The sequence below is a fragment of the Brasilonema sp. UFV-L1 genome (assembly GCF_012912105.1).
In the GTDB taxonomy this organism is placed as follows: Bacteria; Cyanobacteriota; Cyanobacteriia; order Cyanobacteriales; family Nostocaceae; genus Brasilonema.
Genome location: NZ_QMEA01000012.1, coordinates 43,254 through 59,275 on the forward strand (window position 1 = coordinate 43,254; position 16,022 = coordinate 59,275).

At 42.7% G+C, this 16,022-nt stretch carries 14 protein-coding genes and 1 pseudogene; 10 read left to right on the top strand and 5 right to left on the bottom strand.

Annotation, left to right across the window (positions count from 1 at the left end; all coding sequences use genetic code 11):
- The first annotated feature begins 186 nt into the window (after positions 1-186).
- Together DP117_RS06040 and DP117_RS06045 are read left to right on the top strand one after the other, a co-directional pair.
- The gene (locus DP117_RS06040; protein WP_169217424.1) at positions 187-657 is read left to right on the top strand and encodes a tetratricopeptide repeat protein; all 471 of its coding nucleotides are present in this window, start codon (positions 187-189) and stop codon (positions 655-657) included.
- Between the two features lie 31 nt (positions 658-688).
- Positions 689-1,768, top strand: a complete 1,080-nt coding sequence (locus DP117_RS06045) for an ABC transporter substrate-binding protein (protein ID WP_169217425.1) — start codon at positions 689-691, stop codon at positions 1,766-1,768.
- A 17-nt stretch (positions 1,769-1,785) separates the two neighbouring features.
- On the opposite strand, the gene DP117_RS06050 is transcribed toward DP117_RS06045, so the two are convergent.
- On the bottom strand, positions 1,786-3,771 hold the full coding sequence (locus tag DP117_RS06050; RefSeq protein ID WP_169217426.1) for a serine/threonine-protein kinase: 1,986 nt from the start codon (positions 3,769-3,771) through the stop codon (positions 1,786-1,788).
- A 204-nt stretch (positions 3,772-3,975) separates the two neighbouring features.
- Here DP117_RS06050 and DP117_RS06055 point away from each other — a divergent pair, with 204 nt between their 5' ends.
- The 4 genes and pseudogenes from DP117_RS06055 to DP117_RS06070 form a co-directional block, all read left to right on the top strand.
- Entirely contained in the window at positions 3,976-5,058 is a 1,083-nt protein-coding gene (locus DP117_RS06055) for an ABC transporter substrate-binding protein (protein ID WP_248277545.1), read from the top strand.
- 30 nt (positions 5,059-5,088) lie between these two features.
- Positions 5,089-5,868, top strand: a complete 780-nt coding sequence (locus tag DP117_RS06060) for an ABC transporter ATP-binding protein (RefSeq protein WP_169217427.1) — start codon at positions 5,089-5,091, stop codon at positions 5,866-5,868.
- 26 nt (positions 5,869-5,894) lie between these two features.
- Positions 5,895-6,722: an ABC transporter permease gene (locus tag DP117_RS06065; RefSeq protein WP_169217428.1), complete on the top strand. Its 828-nt coding sequence runs from the start codon at positions 5,895-5,897 to the stop codon at positions 6,720-6,722.
- A gap of 77 nt (positions 6,723-6,799) precedes the next feature.
- Positions 6,800-6,982, top strand: a pseudogene (locus tag DP117_RS06070) (transposase); the annotation flags it as partial.
- A 70-nt stretch (positions 6,983-7,052) separates the two neighbouring features.
- On the opposite strand, the gene DP117_RS06075 reads toward DP117_RS06070, so the two are convergent.
- Genes DP117_RS06075 through DP117_RS06085 form a run of 3 tightly spaced genes read right to left on the bottom strand, consistent with a single transcriptional unit; the run spans position 7,053 to position 10,285 of the window.
- Positions 7,053-7,751: a DevA family ABC transporter ATP-binding protein gene (locus tag DP117_RS06075; RefSeq protein WP_169217429.1), complete on the bottom strand. Its 699-nt coding sequence runs from the start codon at positions 7,749-7,751 to the stop codon at positions 7,053-7,055.
- Between the two features lie 48 nt (positions 7,752-7,799).
- Complete coding sequence (gene devC / locus DP117_RS06080; protein WP_169217430.1) at positions 7,800-8,984, bottom strand: ABC transporter permease DevC; 1,185 nt, start codon at positions 8,982-8,984, stop codon at positions 7,800-7,802.
- Positions 8,981-10,285: an ABC exporter membrane fusion protein gene (locus DP117_RS06085; RefSeq protein WP_169217431.1), complete on the bottom strand. Its 1,305-nt coding sequence runs from the start codon at positions 10,283-10,285 to the stop codon at positions 8,981-8,983. The genes devC and DP117_RS06085 overlap by 4 nt, the downstream gene beginning before the upstream one ends.
- Positions 10,286-10,747: 462 nt before the next feature.
- Between DP117_RS06085 and DP117_RS06090 the strand changes: the two genes are divergently transcribed.
- Positions 10,748-11,365 carry a TetR/AcrR family transcriptional regulator gene (locus tag DP117_RS06090; RefSeq protein WP_169217432.1) on the top strand — a complete coding sequence of 206 codons (618 nt, stop codon included), beginning with the start codon at positions 10,748-10,750 and terminating at the stop codon, positions 11,363-11,365.
- Positions 11,366-11,385: 20 nt separating this feature from the next.
- Here DP117_RS06090 and DP117_RS06095 read toward each other — a convergent pair whose 3' ends face one another.
- Positions 11,386-12,456, bottom strand: coding sequence for an alpha/beta fold hydrolase (locus DP117_RS06095; RefSeq protein WP_169217433.1), 1,071 nt, complete (start codon positions 12,454-12,456; stop codon positions 11,386-11,388).
- Between the two features lie 157 nt (positions 12,457-12,613).
- On the opposite strand from DP117_RS06095, the gene DP117_RS06100 reads away from it, so the two are divergent.
- The 3 genes from DP117_RS06100 to DP117_RS06110 all read left to right on the top strand — a co-directional run bounded on the left by DP117_RS06100 (position 12,614) and on the right by DP117_RS06110 (position 15,974).
- On the top strand, positions 12,614-13,360 hold the full coding sequence (locus tag DP117_RS06100; RefSeq protein ID WP_169217434.1) for a response regulator transcription factor: 747 nt from the start codon (positions 12,614-12,616) through the stop codon (positions 13,358-13,360).
- Between the two features lie 390 nt (positions 13,361-13,750).
- The gene (locus tag DP117_RS06105) at positions 13,751-14,254 is read left to right on the top strand and encodes a hypothetical protein (RefSeq protein ID WP_169217435.1); all 504 of its coding nucleotides are present in this window, start codon (positions 13,751-13,753) and stop codon (positions 14,252-14,254) included.
- A gap of 193 nt (positions 14,255-14,447) precedes the next feature.
- Complete coding sequence (locus DP117_RS06110; RefSeq protein ID WP_169217436.1) at positions 14,448-15,974, top strand: transposase; 1,527 nt, start codon at positions 14,448-14,450, stop codon at positions 15,972-15,974.
- The last annotated feature ends 48 nt before the right edge of the window (positions 15,975-16,022 follow it).

The following is a 16,022-nucleotide window of genomic DNA, read 5'->3' on the forward strand; positions in this document are numbered from 1 at the left end:
CCATAGGTGTCTGGTTTTTTCTAAGATTTCACCTCCTGAATCAAGCGCAGCCTTACATAGAATTGGTATGAGTTCTTTTTTCGGTTATTTTTGAAAAATTTACTTAATAGTCACCACTTTATAGTGACTATTAAGATAATAATGTGCGAAATTTGATCCAAAGCAACTATCAATGGCCTTGAATTCATGGATTCTTTATTTATCAGTTCCTTACTTGAAGACTTAAAAAATCCCGATGAAACCGTCCGTGACGAAGCGACTAGGAAAATCTGGCGTATTTGGTTTCAGCAAAAGGGAGCTCGTGGACTGGAAATGATTGAACGCAGTCAAAAGTTAATAGACTCTGGAAAAATAACCCAAGCTGAAGCTGTACTGACAGAACTTATCAACGATCAACCTGATTTTGCCGAAGCTTGGAATCGTCGTGCTTTTCTTTACTACACTAACAGCGAATATCGAAAGTCTCTAGCGGACTGTCAAATGGTTGTCAAGATTAATCCAGTACATTTCGGCGCACTTCATGGTATGGGTTTGTGTTTTGCCGCAATGGGAGAGTATGTTGAAGCTATCAGAGCATTCCACCGTGCTTTGGAAATTCAGCCTTATTCTCAAGTCAATCAAAAATTGATTTTGGAATGCACTCTCCGATTGAACTAAGACAACAAATAGGAGAAAGCAAAATGATGATATGAATTTATCACCACGCTCATCAACAACAATTCATACCTTAACTCGTCGCCAGTTGGTTCAGTACGGTTCGGTGTTAATCAGTAGTAGCATGATTGCTGCTTGTACTAATAGTAACCAAGCAAATAGTAACCAATCAAAGCCTAAAGACTCTGGCTTGGATAAAGTCACTTTTGGCACTAATTGGGTAGCGGAAGCAGAACATGGGGGATTTTATCAGGCGATCGCCACCGGCATCTACAAAAACTACGGTCTTGATGTCACCATTAAAATGGGCGGTCCCCAAGTTCCCAGTGGAACTCAGTTGTTGATGGGTGGTGCGGTAGATTTCTTTATGGGTACTGGGATTGATGCTATCAATGCCATTGCTCAACAAATCCCCAAAATGACAGTAGCGGCAATCTTTCAAAAAGACCCTCAATGTATAATTGTTCACCCTAACAGAAAAGTGAAGACTCTTGCCGACCTCAAAGGCAAGCCTATATATCTGAGTGCTGCTGCCAATGTCACCTTTTGGCCCTTTCTCAAAGCTAAGTACGGTTTTACCGACGAACAAAAACGCCCTTATAATTTCAATCCAGGACCTTTTCTGGTTGACAAAAACTCTGCCCAGCAGGGCTATGTGACTTCAGAACCCTTCGCCATTGAAAAGCAGGGTGGGTTCAAGCCGGTGGTGTTTTTATTAGCAGATTATGGTTATACAAACTACGCCACAACAATTGAGACAAAAAAAGAACTCGTCCAGAAAAATCCAGATTTAGTGCAGCGGTTTGTCGATGCCTCAATTAAGGGATGGTATAGCTACTTAGATAACCCAACTCCTGGTAACGAACTTATCAAAAAAGATAACCCAGAGATGACTGACGAGCAGCTTACTTATGGCATAACAAAGCTTAAAGAATACGGCGTGATCATTTCTGGTGAAGCTCAAAAGCAAGGAATTGGGGCGATGACAGAAGAAAATTGGAAGTCATTTTTTGACAAAATGGTCAGTGTAGGAATTTATCAGCCAAACGTGAATTATAAAGATGCATTTACACTGCAATTTATTAACAAAGGTGTGGCATTCTACAAGTTATGAGCAATTTTGCGCTGGCTTTAGGGCGAGTGCCACACCTTGATTGTATCGTCTGCACTGCCACTGACAAGGGTCTGTCCATCCTGACTGATAGCTAGGGAGACAACTTGCTTTGTATGTCCGGCGATTGTGTGCAGTAGTTTTCCCGTCTCCAGATTCCACAGTCGGATTTCCCCATTCAAACCACCAGTGGCGGCGATTTGACCATCCGGACTGATCGCAACAGATAAAACTGAGTATGAATGCCCTGATAAAGTCCGGAGTAATGCCCCAGTCTTGATGTCCCATGTTTTTATTGTTTTGTCAAGACTACCACTCACAACGGTTTGATTATCGGGGCTGACGGCAAGACAAGTTACCCAACCTGTATGTCCAGACAAGGTGTGTAATTGCTCACCAGTGCTGAGATTCCACAAACGAATGGTTTTGTCTGTACTACCACTGACAAGGGTCTGTCCACTGGGACTGATGGCGACCGCTAAAACCGGGAGTGAATGCCCATAAAAAGTGCGTAACCTTTGACCATTGGTGAAATTCCATAACCGAATGGTCTTATCTGCACTACCACTGGCAAGGTTCTGTCCATCTTTACTAATGGCTATGGCATTATTCCAGGCGACATAGCCATCTGCCTTGATGCTACGAACCTGCTGACCATTACCGAGATTCCACTGCTTGATTGTTTCATCAAGACTACCGCTGACAAGGTTTTGCCCATCGGGGCTGATAGCGAGAGATAAAACTGGGAGTGAATGCCCATAAATGGTGCGGATGAGTTTGCCTGTTTGCGGATTCCACAACTTGATAGTTTTATCATGACTCGCGCTGGCGAGAATTTGTTCGTTGGGAGCAATCGCCACAGACGAAACTGCTTCTGAATGACTCCTCAACGTATTGACCAAAGAAAGATTTTTAGCCCATTGTTCTGCTGAGTTGGATTTTCCGGATTTTCCGAACGGAATTAGCAACATAATCACTGCACTAGCAGCAATGACTCCGACAATGACCATCACCAGAGATTTGTTGCCAAAACTCAAGTTAAAACGACGGTGTGTCTGTATTGTTCTCGATTTTGAGAAATTTTTGCTAGATCCTGACTTTGCTTGCTTTTTCAACGCGCCTTCAATATCTGCTAAGCGTTGCAAAATCACATCGGTTTTTTGGGGACGTTGACTAGGCGATCGCCTCATCAAATCATCAATTAAATCTGCTAATAAGGGCGAAGTGCCAGGGGCATAATTGCGCCAGTGTACCTCATCAGTGTTAGGATCATAAATATCCTGGTCATTTGGTGCCTTGCCTGTCACCAAATAGACAAAGGTGCGACCCGTGGCAAAGAAATCCGATGTCAGAACGGCTTGACCATTAAGTTGCTCTGGTGGCGTGTAGCCAGGGGAATTAATGCCTGTTACCTGCCCTAAAGGCTGCTTTGCTATGTAAGTTGGGGTAACTCCCCTTGCCGTCCCAAAGTCAATTAATACCAGTTGCCCATCCGCCTTAAGCATAATATTGGATGGTTTGATATCCCGATGAAAAAAGTTCTGCTGATGCACTTGATGCAGAATAGTCATCAATTGGGTCAACCATTCAAGTGCTAAGTCTTGATTAATGGGGCGATAGCTGCGCTGTTGGAGATATTGCTCTAGATTCAGTCCCTCAATTTTCTCCATAATCAGGCAGTGTAAAGGCTCCTGACTGTTATTTGGCAAAAAGGTGAAGTATCCATTTCCCCTGGGAATTCCTGGATGATCCAGCTGACTCAAGACTTGGGCTTCTTGCTGAAACAGGGATACTGCCTTGGGCAAATCGAGATGGAGAACCTTCAAAACTTTTACTGTACCGTTGCGTTCAATCACCTCGTAAGTCTTTGCAAAGCCGCCACCCCCCAAAAGGCGAACTACTCGATAACGCCCTTCCAACAGCAATTCAGAACCACAATTCTGACAAAATAATTGAGTGTCAGCATTTGAGGGGTTTGAGCAGTGGCGATTGATACAGAGACTCATAGTATTTTAAATGTTAATTTTTAATACAAGAAAATATAAGTCAAATAACACATTATTTAAGTGATCATCTCTTCAGTAAAATATTAACCACACAGAGGAAACATAGAAAAAATATTAGCAGATATGTATAAAAATCCTAGAATATAATCAATAAAAACCTATGTATATTGAAATACTCTCAACAACCAGAGTGAGAAGGCTTAGATGAGTAAGCAACATGTATCTGAAAGCGTAAATGGCATGAATCGCCGTAAATTCATTAAATATAGCTCAATGTCAGTTGGTACTGGAATGCTGGTAGCTTGTACAAATAATAATAAACAATCAACCGTAACTTCCGCTTCTAACTCCAAAACCAACACTAATTTAGATAAAGTCACTTTTAGCATCCACTGGGTGGCAGAAGCAGAGTATGGTGGATTTTATCAAGCTGTTGCCACAGGCATTTATAGAGATCATGGCTTGGATGTGATCATCAAACCGGGTGGACCAAGGGGAAATTACACTTTATTATTGATGGGGGGATCTGTTGATTTAATCATGGGGCATAGTGGTGATGCCATTGGAGCCATCAGAGATGGTGTTCCCATGATTACAGTCGCTGCTATTTTCCAAAAAGACCCTCAAGTTTTAATCACTCACCCAGGTAAGGGCTACGACTCTATAGAAAAACTTAAAGGAAAGCCGATTCTTGTTGGTTCTGGCGGCGAAGCCACATACTGGCCATTTTTGAAGGCGAAGTACGGTTTTACAGATGACCAAAAGCGCCCTTACAACTTTAACGTTCAACCATTCCTTAAAGATAAAAACATAATTCAACAAGGTCTTTTAACAGCTGAACCCTTCGAGATAAAAAAGAAAGGAGGGTTTGACCCAGTAGTTCTGCTGTTAGCAGATTATGGTTATAATGCCTATTCTTTTACGATTGAAACGACAAAAAAACTGGTAGAAACAAACCCGGATTTGGTACAAAGATTTGTGGATGCTTCAATTAAAGGCTGGTATAGCTACCTTGAAGAACCAATTCCGGGTAATAATCTCATTAAAAAAGATAATCCAGACATGACTGATGAGCAATTAAGCTTTACGCTTAAGAAGCTCAAAGAAAATGTCATAATCACTGGAGGTGATGCACAACAGCTGGGCATCGGTGCAATGTCGCACGAACGATGGCAATTGTTGTTCGACAATTTGGTCAAAACAGGTGTTTACGATGCTAACCTTAACTATAAAGACGCCTTCACCTTGCAATTCGTCAATAAAGGGGTTGAATATTACAAGTCATAAGCACTATCAGACATAGATCCAAAATGCCACATGAATAACCCCCCTGCTATTACTTTAAGTCATGTTAGTAAGGTCTATGCCAATGGCACCCTTGCCTTGCAAGATGTAAACGTCGTTATCCACCAGTCACAGTTCGTCAGCATCGTTGGTCCCTCTGGGTGCGGTAAAAGTACCGTGTTACGGCTTATTGCAGGACTAGGGCGTGTGAGTTCTGGTCATTTTGATTGGGGTATCCCTCAGCAAGCACGAAAACTAGCCTTTGTGTTTCAAGACGCCTCACTTATGGCTTGGGCAAATGTTAGAGAAAATGTACGCCTACCGTTGAAATTAGCAGGAATACCCAAGAAAGATGCAATGTCTCTGGTGCAGAACACGCTTGCACTGGTTGGGTTAGAAGGATTTGAAAAAAGCTATCCCCGCGAGTTATCGGGTGGAATGAAAATGCGAGTTTCAATTGCGAGGGCATTAGTCACTCAGCCGAATATCCTACTACTGGATGAACCATTTGGGGCATTAGATGAAATCACCCGCAGCAAACTCAACCGCGACTTATTAGATTTGTGGTCTCTGTACAATTGGACAGTCCTTTTTGTGACTCACAATATTTATGAAGCAGTCTATCTATCAAATAGAGTACTTGTTATGGGAACCAGTCCCGGGCGAATTGTGGCAGATATTATGATTGATGCACCATACCCGCGTAGTGAAGCGTTTCGGATGTCGTTAGCATACAACGAATATTGCCGCCTAGTGGCTAAACATTTAGCAGCAGCGATGGGCAACCCCAAAAATTCAATCTTACAGTTTTGAATTTTCATTTGAATTTTCAATTGCTTATGCTATTTATCCGTCGCTTTCAGATACAAAAAAAACTCGTAAAATTAATTTCTATTGATGTTTTAGCACCAGTAGTTGTTGGCTTATTGGCACTGCTTCTGTGGGATATCTTTGTACGGCTCATAAATTTGCCTCCATATATTCTTCCTGGTCCAATATTAGTATTTCAAACCCTAATTACTGATTGGAATGAGCTTTTTTCCTCTTTACTCATTACACTGCAAATTACTGTTGTTGCCTTCATTGCTGCCGCCATTTCTGGCTTACTGATTGCAATTTTATTCGCACAAAGCAAGTGGATTGAGAGAAGTTTATTCCCTTACGCAGTGATTTTACAAACAACACCAATTGTGGCGATCGCCCCTCTCATTATCATATGGCTAAAAAATAATACTTTCGCCGCCCTAGTCGTTTGTGCTTGGATAGTTGCCTTGTTTCCCATCATTTCTAACACCACACTAGGACTCAATAGCGTTGACCGCAACTTGCTTGATGTGTTTCAACTTTACAAAGCTTCACGCTGGCAAACACTTCTGTATCTTCGCTTACCCAGTGCCATGCCCTATTTTCTAGGTGGATTAAAAATCAGCGGTGGCTTAGCATTAATTGGTGCAGTCGTGGCTGAATTTGTTGCTGGTACAGGTGGGGCAAAAGCGGGAATTGCCTATCGCATTCTCATCTCCAGTTACAATTTACAAATTCCCCGGATGTTTGCCGCACTATTTCTCACAACAGGCTTAGGTGTTCTGATTTTTGTGAGCTTGAGTGTTTTATCTGACCTTATATTAAGTAAATGGCACGAAAGTGCAGTTAGACATGACAATTAAAACTATAGATGAACAAAGATAAACACAAATGGCATTTATCTGTGTGCATCTGTGGTTTTTTTATGAAAATCTATACAACGATATTACAAGCTTATACAGGAGCATCAGATGCAGAGGCAATAGAAGCATTAATAATGGATAGACGTTGGCAATTGGTAGTTGATTGTCTTGATTGTGAACAGGCACCATTTTCTCAAGCAACATTGGTGAGATTTCGTAATGCGCTAATTATCCAAGGTCTTGACCGTAGGTTAATTGAAGCAATAGCACCTGAATTTATTTATGGGGATTCTCTTTTTATTTTTGACTTTTTACTTGTGAATGTATTTATTATCCAACACTAGCAGGGGCTTTTGCTAACTTACCGTCTTCCATGTAAACAATGCGATCGGCTATATCTAAGATCCGATTATCATGAGTCACCAACAAAATCGTACAAAATTGCTCTTTCGCCAAATTATGCATCAAGTTCACCACATCTCGACCTGACTTACTATCAAGAGCAGCAGTCGGTTCGTCTGCGAGAACAATTTTGGGGTGACCCACCAGCGCACGGGCGATCGCAACCCGTTGTTTTTGTCCCCCTGACAAATCATCTGGGTAGTAATTCAGACGCTTCCCTAATCCTACCACCTCTAGCATCTCGGCTGAACGTCTTTTCATTTCTGCTGGAGTTATACCTTTGTGGAGTTCCAAGCCCATCCTGACGTTTTGCAGTGCGCTTAAGCTACCATGCAGGTTGTGTGCTTGGAAAATATAGCCGTTACTGCGTCGCGCTAGTGTGAGTTGTTCTGCACTCGCACCACAGAGTTCTCGTCCTAAAACTCGCAAATGACCTTCCTGGGCAGAACGCAGCCCACCTACTAAGGTCAGAAGTGTGGTTTTCCCAGAACCAGAGGGACCGGTCATAATGATAATTTCACCGGCGTTAATCTCTAAGTTGATGTCATGTAGCACTTGTTTGCGGAGTTGACCTTTACCAAAGTAGTGGTTGAGATTTTGAATAGAGATAACAGGCTCATTCATCATGATCATGAGTAAAAACTTTTGAATGCGTAAATGCGTGAATGCGTGAATTTAAAACATGTCAGCAGGATCAGCAGATTGGACTTTACGAGTGGCGATCGTCCCAGAAATTATACACATGATGATGGTCAGTATCTGTACTTGAATAGCTCGTGCTATTGTCATGAACAGTGGTAAACTAGTGGCGTTCCGAGTAAGAGCATAAAGGCCTACAGATACACCTATACCAGGTAGAAAACCTAACACTGCCATAATGATTGCTTCTTCAAACACCACTCCCAGCAAGTAGGCGTTTCTATACCCCATTGCTTTGAATGTGGCGTATTCTTTCATATGTGCATTCACATCGGTGGAAAGGACTTGATAGACAATAATCACCCCCACCATAAATCCCATTGCTGCACCTAAGCTAAAGATAAAACCGATGGGAGTACTTTTTTGCCAGTGGTCTTTCTCAAATTGAATAAATTCTTCTTTTGTAAAGACTTTGACATCCTGATTGTTTCCTAAATAAGATTTTAAAAGATTTGACACTTTCTGTGGATCAGAACCTGGTTGTAACTGAATTAAACCAAGATTCACGCTATTTGCTTGTTGTCTAGGAAATAGTCGCAAAAAATTCTGGTCGCTGGTTATCAAACTACCATCAGCAATAAAGGAAGCCCCGACTTTATATAAACCACTTACAGTGATTGTTCTTCGTTCTATTTCGGTGGTAACAGATTTGCCTTCGTCAATTTGGGCTATGATCTTGGCGTAATCTCCTTGAGAACCACGATCAAATAAAACTGTATCTGGTAGCTTCACAACATTTAATTGACGGTTAACCTCTGGTAAATCAAAGGCTGGCTGATTAGGGTTAATTCCAATCACGAGTAGTCCAGTCTTCTTAGACGTTTGGGGATTCTTCCAGTCGATAATGCCAATATACATTCCCTCCGCTGACTTTACCCCTGGTATATCCATCGCCTGAAATAGTCGCCGCCGAGGAAATGTTGTCAAATATGCCAGGTTACGTGCTTGGGGACTGACTAAAAAAATGTCTGCCTGCATAGCAATATGCAGTCTAGTATTACTATTGAACAGGGCAGCTTGAAACCCCAGTTGCAAAAACATGAGAACATCGGCAAAGGCAATTCCTGCTAATGCGACTAAAAAGCGTCCCTTTTGATGACTTAGTTGTAGCCATCCGAGTGGTGTTCGCCGGCGTAGTTGTTGGGTTATGAGTCCAATCACAGTTCAATCACCGCCTTGACTTGCAAGTTAGAGAATTTAGCAGCTTTCTGGCTAGATGGTACATTAAGTCGTACATGGACTTCCACGATTCTGGAGTCTATATTGCTTGTGGGATCGCTGTTGAGGATATTCTGCCGTTGCACTTGCGAGTCAAGGCGATCCACAGTTCCGAATAATTCACCACTTATGGAATCACTCATTAGCCGCACTCGTTGTCCTAAACGTACTTTGTTGATATCACTTTGGTAAACTTCTGCGACAGCATACATCTGACTGTTTTGCCCAATCTCGACGATACCATTATCAGACACTAACTCTCCAGGACGGGTATGAATTTTGAAGATTTCGCCTTTTTGGGGCGATCGCACGAAAGCTTGTCTTAAATTTGCCTCTGCTTTTTTGACAGATGCTATAGCACGATTAACTTCTGCTTGTGCTGCTGCAACATCTACAGAGCGAACTTCTGCTATTTTATCTAAGGTTGCTCTACCTTCTTTGAGTTGTTGGTCTTTGGATGCTTGAATGCGTCTGAGGTTTGCTTTTGCTTCTGTGAGTTGTTGGTCTTTGGATGCTTGAATGCGTCTGAGGTTTGCTTTTGCTTCGGCTTGTTGTTGCTGTGCAGTCGCAAGAGTTAAGCGCTTGCTATCCAGTGATGATATGGCGATCGCCCCTTGTTGATACAGTTTGTCATAGCGTTGGTATTCCGCTTCGGCGTTGTTTACTTGTGCCTCTAAACGAGCTATAGTAGCTTGTTGTGCTTCTGCTTCCGTATTCTTTTCTACCTCTAAACGGGCAATCGTTGCTTGTTGTGCTTGAATTTCTGTGTCTTGTTCTGCTTGCAGGCGAGCGATCGCTGCTTTTTGCGCGTCTATTTCACCTTTTTTTGCACCCGCTTTTATCTTGCCAAGATTTGCTTGGGCGACTCGTACCTCTTCTTGTGCTTCTGCTAGTGCTGCTGTTAGGCGATCGCGACTATCTAAAATCGCAACCAATTGCCCTTCCTTCACCTGAGTTCCTTCCCGAACAAGCAATTGTTCCACCCGACTCCCTTCTGCTGATGATGGTGCAGAAAGTTTAACAATTTCTCCCTTGGGTTCTAATCGCCCCAAAGCTGTCACTGTTTTTACTTGTACGACTGGGGCCACCTGCTCTTTTGTCGCTGCTGCCTGACTCTGAATTTTTTTTATCGTGTATAGACCGATGCCACCTGATATGACAGTTGCCAGTATCACGATCAGAAAAGGTGGACGAAATATCGGTTTTAGGGGAGATGAACCTTCTAGATGGGAGTGTTCTAACATAGTATGCTTCCATTCTGCGTCAAACTAAACCGTTTAGTCTTATAATAAATCTAAACTAAACCGATTAGTTTAGTTTTGCTCCTAGCAGTTTTTCTTTGTATATATCAACGCACAACAAGCTTGTGCTCCTGATTTTTCAAATTGTGATCAAATGAGAAACTGCTTATTCTGAATACACAATGGAAATATAGATTATCTGAAAAATAAGTGAAAAACTTTGTCCGAAGAAAGAACTCAGCCACTCTTTACTAAGTATTTACTCGTAATAAGAAGCAACTAATGATACAAATATAAGCATTGTTCACGCCGTTGTCCCCCGTACCCAAAATTAATTTATGGAAAACAAACAGCTTAAGCGTAGAGCGCAGGAATCAGACGAACGTTTTTTCATGACTTTGCGTAAGTTGTGTATTTATTAGGATTGTTTATCGGACATTGTTTTTTAAAAAAGTGTTTAAAAAAATGGTAAATCAAAGAGTTACTGAGATTGAGCGTGACAGTTCATTAGATAAGGTTGAACAAATCCTGCAAGGAGCGATGCATGAATTTCTCCTTCATGGCTACGCTGGTACTAGCATGGATAGGATAGCAGTGTGTGCTGGGGTTTCAAAAGCCACGGTATACAGCCACTTTCAAGACAAACAAGGTCTTTTTAAAGCACTGATAGAAAAACTAGCTCAACAACGGTTTCACTCTATCTTTGGAACAGAACGGCTTGAGGGAGACCCGAAAAGAGTACTACGCCGATTGTTAACCAAAGCATTGAATCAGATGCTCAAAGATGAAGAGTTTCATGCGTTTAAGCGAGTCATCATTGGAGAGTCTGGTCGTTTTCCTGAGTTAGCCCGGCTTTGTACAATTTCCTTAGTAAAGCCGACAATTGAAACTTTAGGCCAGTACCTGGCGTTTCATCCTGAACTAAAGATACCAGATCCTGAGGCAACGGCGCGAATTATTGTTGGGTCATTGGTTCATTTTGTGATGACTCAGGAAATGATGGGCGCAAAGGAAATGATACCAATGGAGAGCGATCGCCTGATTGATGCTTTGATACATTTAATTCTAAAGTCGGCTGATTGACTTGCATCAGTTGTCAGTTATCAGTTATCAGTACACTTTCGGTGTTGTTGATCAATCCAATCTAAAATCCGATTCCACGCCCACCACTGATCGGGATCTTGTGCTTGACGCTGACAGTTTTGACCACTGATATAGCCAACATGACCGCCATCATGAGTCAGTAACAAGTCTATCGCGGGATTTTTTGCACAGGCAGCTTGTAAATCAGGTATAATAGCGGGATCAAAAAATGGGTCGTCTTCAGCGTAGATAAGCAAAGTTGGTTTAGAAAGACTAGGCAACAGCGATAAAGCGCTACTGACGTCGTAGTAAGCTTCCACTGTGGGAAAACCCAAGCGTGAAATCACGAGTTCATCATCAAAACCCCAGATACTGTTCGCTCTTTCAATCGCTTCAGGATCAATAGTTCCAGGATGAGCATCATGAATTTGCCAGGCGAGTTTTTTCAACTGCCGTGCGATCGCCTTCTCAAAATATTTTCCCACAGGATGTGTGACTAGAAACTGGAGCGATCGCCGGGAGTCCAAACTCGGACAAATGACAGCACTACCGCCGATCTCACTATCTTCTAGTCCTAAATCCGCATCCTCTGTTGTGACTTCCACTGCAGCTTTTAAAGCCCATAGCGCCAATTGTCCACCCAGAGAATACCCTGTAAACCAAAACTTCCCTGGGCATCCTATTGCTTTAGCACTTGCTGCAATGCGAACAAAATCTTCTCCCTCGTACAGTCCATCACTTGTTAACGTTGGTGAGAGCTGAGCTGTTTTACCGTGGGCACGCCAATCAAACAGAACCACAGCATAGCCTTGAGCATATGCTTTACGTCCCAGCAGCCTGAGGTACCATTGGTTGTCCAAATCGCCTGTAATGCCGTAAGTGCCGACAATTGTGCCATGAGCATCCTTAGGGATGGCTACCAAAGCAAAAATAGGAACCCCTTTGGCACCCGTAAAGATTTGCTCCTTGTAAGGCGGCTCAGGGTTTTGTGTTGTACGTTCCCAATGACGACTAGCCCACAAAGCGGTGTAGACAGTCTGGACGATGCCGTTTTGCAAAAACCACGGTGGACTGTAAGAGGGGTAACACATTCAGACCGATATTTAGTATAGTTTGGGTTTAGTCCTACAATCCTTCAATTTTAATCTTTATGTTAGATTTAAAATATTTTTTATAATCAATACAGCAATCTTTGTATCTACCAAAGGTTCTTATTTATCCTTAATAAGTAGTAATAAACTTTTAATAATGCCGAGGATTCTTGTCATAGACGATGACGCCGCAATTTCAGAACTCGTTGCCGTCAACCTAGAAATGGCTGGTTATGATGTCAGCCAAGCTGAAGATGGCATCAAAGGTCAGGCGCTTGCTCTCCAGCTACAGCCAGATTTGATTATGCTCGACTTGATGCTGCCTAGGGTAAATGGATTTACTGTTTGCCAACGGCTGCGGAGAGATGAGCGTACTGCCGAGATTCCCGTGTTGATGTTAACGGCTTTGAGTCAAACTCAGGATAAAGTCGAAGGCTTTAACGCTGGGGCGGATGATTATCTCACCAAACCCTTTGAAGTTGAAGAAATGCTGGCACGAGTGCGGGCACTCTTGCGACGTACCGACCGAATTCCTCAAGCTGCAAAGCACAGTGAGATTCTAAACTACGGACCAATGACTTTGGTTCCAGAACGGTTTGAGGCGATATGGTTCACTCAGACTGTGAAACTGACTCATCTAGAGTTTGAACTTCTGCACTGCTTACTTCAACGCCACGGTCAGACAGTTTCCCCAAGTGAAATTCTCAGGGAAGTCTGGGGTTATGATCCAGATGATGATATCGAAACCATTCGCGTACACATCCGTCACCTGAGAACCAAACTAGAACCAGACCCGCGCCATCCCCGCTACATTAAAACGGTATACGGTGCGGGTTACTGCTTGGAGTTGCCCACCTTACCTCAATCCACCGAAGGTGCTTCAACAACATCAACAGTTGAGTAACAATAGCCAAATCAGAGCCAAATCACAAAAGCGCTGATCCTGTGCAAAGTCGCAACGTGTCTCATGCAGTCTTGTATGCTACCGATAGACCGACCCGCTGCAACGTGTCTTAAAATATCGGTTTCTAAGCAAGTCAAAAGGGAGCGTGGTTTTAGTTCATAGAGCCTAAACTTATTCTTGCGCTCCCGAGATTGATTGTGGATCTTAGGCCACTTATCATTTGCGTTCATTCACACAATTGACACTCTACGCTACGGAAAATGAAAGAGTGTCAATAGTTATAGAGTGTACCCAATACGGTTTGGTTAAGGGTAGTTCGGTGCTTAGAAACCCGGTTTCTAGGAAAAACCGGGTTTCTGTTCGGGTGCTTATCACCAAGCGTATTGAGAGATGACAGCAAAAGATTTTACTCACGAACAAGTGTTTTTAACTTACGAACAAGTGTTTTTAACTTACGAACAAGCGTTTGTAACTCACGAACAAGCGTTTGTAACTCACGAACAAGTGTTTGTAACTTACGAACAAGCGTTTTTAACTCACGAACAAGTGTTTGTAACTTACGAACAAGCGTTTTTAACTTACGAACAAGTGTTTGTAACTTACGAACAAGTGTTTGTAACTCACGAACACTTGTTTGTAACTTACGAACAAGCGTTTTTAACTCGCGATACTCCTTCTCCTACTGGAGACGCTGCGCGTTGGCTGCGCCTGCGCTTTGCGCTTACGGAGTCGCCAAAAGCGATCAACAAAAAAAACGACGCTACACTCCGTTTCGCACCCTGCGTGAAGCCGCAAAGTGTCTACAGTAGACATTATCGACTTTGCGTAAGTCTTGCTGAATTTATTCAGCGTCAAAACCTCTTGCCCATATTTCAATCAACTCACTCACGCTAACACCTTGCTGTTTAGCCTTATTCTGTAATTTCTGCCATGCCGTAGGAGTGAACATTAATTCATGAACTTTTTTCAACTCATCGTAAAAAGCTGGTGAATTCCTAACTCTTTTTTGACCTTTTCCAGTAGCCATTATAAAATATCCAGGATATACTAAATAAAGACTAGCAAACAAACGGGAGGTGATGTCAAGGTGATTCGGAGTTCAACTTTATCGTTCATTACAGAAGTACCGTTAATTGTAGATAGCAAACAAGAGGCAGAATTGCTGTCTCGTTTTCAAGCTGGTAGACAGCTATACAATGCTTGTTTGAATGAAGCGATGAAGCGATTGGAATTAGTGCGTAACTCCGAACTATACCAGGCAGCTAGACAATTGCCCAAGGCAGAAAAGAAAGAACGTAGCGACGCATTCAAAAAAGCACGTGAACAGTACCGATATTCCGAGTATGACTTGCATTCATTTGCAAGTTTGACAAGTAAAAATGCCAAGTGGATAGCTGAAAAGATTGATTCTAATACTCAACAGAAATTAGCTACAAGGGCATTTAAAGCTAGTGAGCGAGTTATGCTGGGTTTCGCGAAAGACGTGCGGTACAAAGTACCAAGCCGATTTCGCTCGGTAGAAGGTAAGACCAACAAGCAAGGTCTTAGATGGAAAGACGATTGTTTGGTATGGGGCAAGCTCGTCATTCAACCAATCATCGACTCAACAAATCCAGTTATTAAGCATGGTCTTGAATCTCCAGTTAAGTATGTTCGTTTATTGTGGCGGATTCTGAATGGTAAACGCCGTTGGTACGCCCAGCTAGTTAATGAAGGCAGTCCTTATCAGAAGCCTCAAAACTACGTTGCTGATGGATTGGTCGGTCTAGACCTCAACATAAGTAATATTGCATATGTCGGTGATAACCATGCTGGTTTGTTGCCTTTTGCGGAACTTGTCCCAATCTTCCAGTCTGAGATAACCAAGCTGCAACAAAAAATGCAGCGCTCCCAACGTACCAACAATCCTGATAACTTTGAACCCAACTTTGATTCAAGAAAAGGTCGAAAGACCATCGTCAAGAAAGGTAAGGTCAAGAAAGGTAAAGCGCAATGGAAGAAATCAAGCAACTACCTCAAAGCCGCAAACAAGAAACGCGAATTAGAACGTCGCAAAGCTGCTTATGCTAAAGCTCAAAATCGGCGTGTTGTTAACGAAATTCTTCGACATGGCAAGCACATAAAAACCGAGAATGTTTCAGTGAAGGGATGGCAGAAAAGATACGGTAAAGCCATCTCTGCCAAGTCTCCAGGTTTTGTACAATCCGAACTGCTCCGTAAAGCCGAGAATGCTGGCGGGTCAGTTATCAAGTTTTCTACTCAAACAACTGCGCTAAGCCAAACTCATTTGGACGGGTCGCGCATCAAAAAAACCTTGTCTCAACGAGTTCATCGGGATGTAACGGGTCTTCCAGAACATCATCGTGATTTGTTCAGTGCATTTTTGAGTAGACATGTTAATCAGAACAAGCTGGTATTGCAAAGTGCTCAGAACGAGTACTTGGGGTTGGAACCAATCCTGTTGGAAGCGTACCAGCAAAAAATAATCCGCGAACAAGTAGGCAAGCCTGAAAGTACGCAGTCTGATTCTCCGTCAGAGCGGGTTTCCAACGAACCACTAACCGTTAGCCAGATAGTCATTAAGGACGAAAAGCTAAACGGGGATGTGGCGTGATTCCCCGTACCGCGATAGTCGGGGAGGGTTCAAAAAAGATAGATGACT

Bases quoted from the DNA above. Each gene is read 5' to 3' on its own strand.
- DP117_RS06095 (WP_169217433.1), bottom strand. From the start codon at position 12,456: ATGTGTTACCCCTCTTACAGTCCACCGTGGTTTTTGCAAAACGGCATC.
- DP117_RS06045 (WP_169217425.1), top strand. From the start codon at position 689: ATGAATTTATCACCACGCTCATCAACAACAATTCATACCTTAACTCGT.
- DP117_RS06050 (WP_169217426.1), bottom strand. From the start codon at position 3,771: ATGAGTCTCTGTATCAATCGCCACTGCTCAAACCCCTCAAATGCTGAC.
- DP117_RS06100 (WP_169217434.1), top strand. From the start codon at position 12,614: ATGCCGAGGATTCTTGTCATAGACGATGACGCCGCAATTTCAGAACTC.
- DP117_RS06105 (WP_169217435.1), top strand. From the start codon at position 13,751: ATGACAGCAAAAGATTTTACTCACGAACAAGTGTTTTTAACTTACGAA.
- DP117_RS06065 (WP_169217428.1), top strand. From the start codon at position 5,895: ATGCTATTTATCCGTCGCTTTCAGATACAAAAAAAACTCGTAAAATTA.
- DP117_RS06090 (WP_169217432.1), top strand. From the start codon at position 10,748: ATGGTAAATCAAAGAGTTACTGAGATTGAGCGTGACAGTTCATTAGAT.
- DP117_RS06040 (WP_169217424.1), top strand. From the start codon at position 187: ATGGATTCTTTATTTATCAGTTCCTTACTTGAAGACTTAAAAAATCCC.
- DP117_RS06075 (WP_169217429.1), bottom strand. From the start codon at position 7,751: ATGATGAATGAGCCTGTTATCTCTATTCAAAATCTCAACCACTACTTT.
- DP117_RS06055 (WP_248277545.1), top strand. From the start codon at position 3,976: ATGAGTAAGCAACATGTATCTGAAAGCGTAAATGGCATGAATCGCCGT.
- DP117_RS06060 (WP_169217427.1), top strand. From the start codon at position 5,089: ATGAATAACCCCCCTGCTATTACTTTAAGTCATGTTAGTAAGGTCTAT.
- DP117_RS06085 (WP_169217431.1), bottom strand. From the start codon at position 10,285: ATGTTAGAACACTCCCATCTAGAAGGTTCATCTCCCCTAAAACCGATA.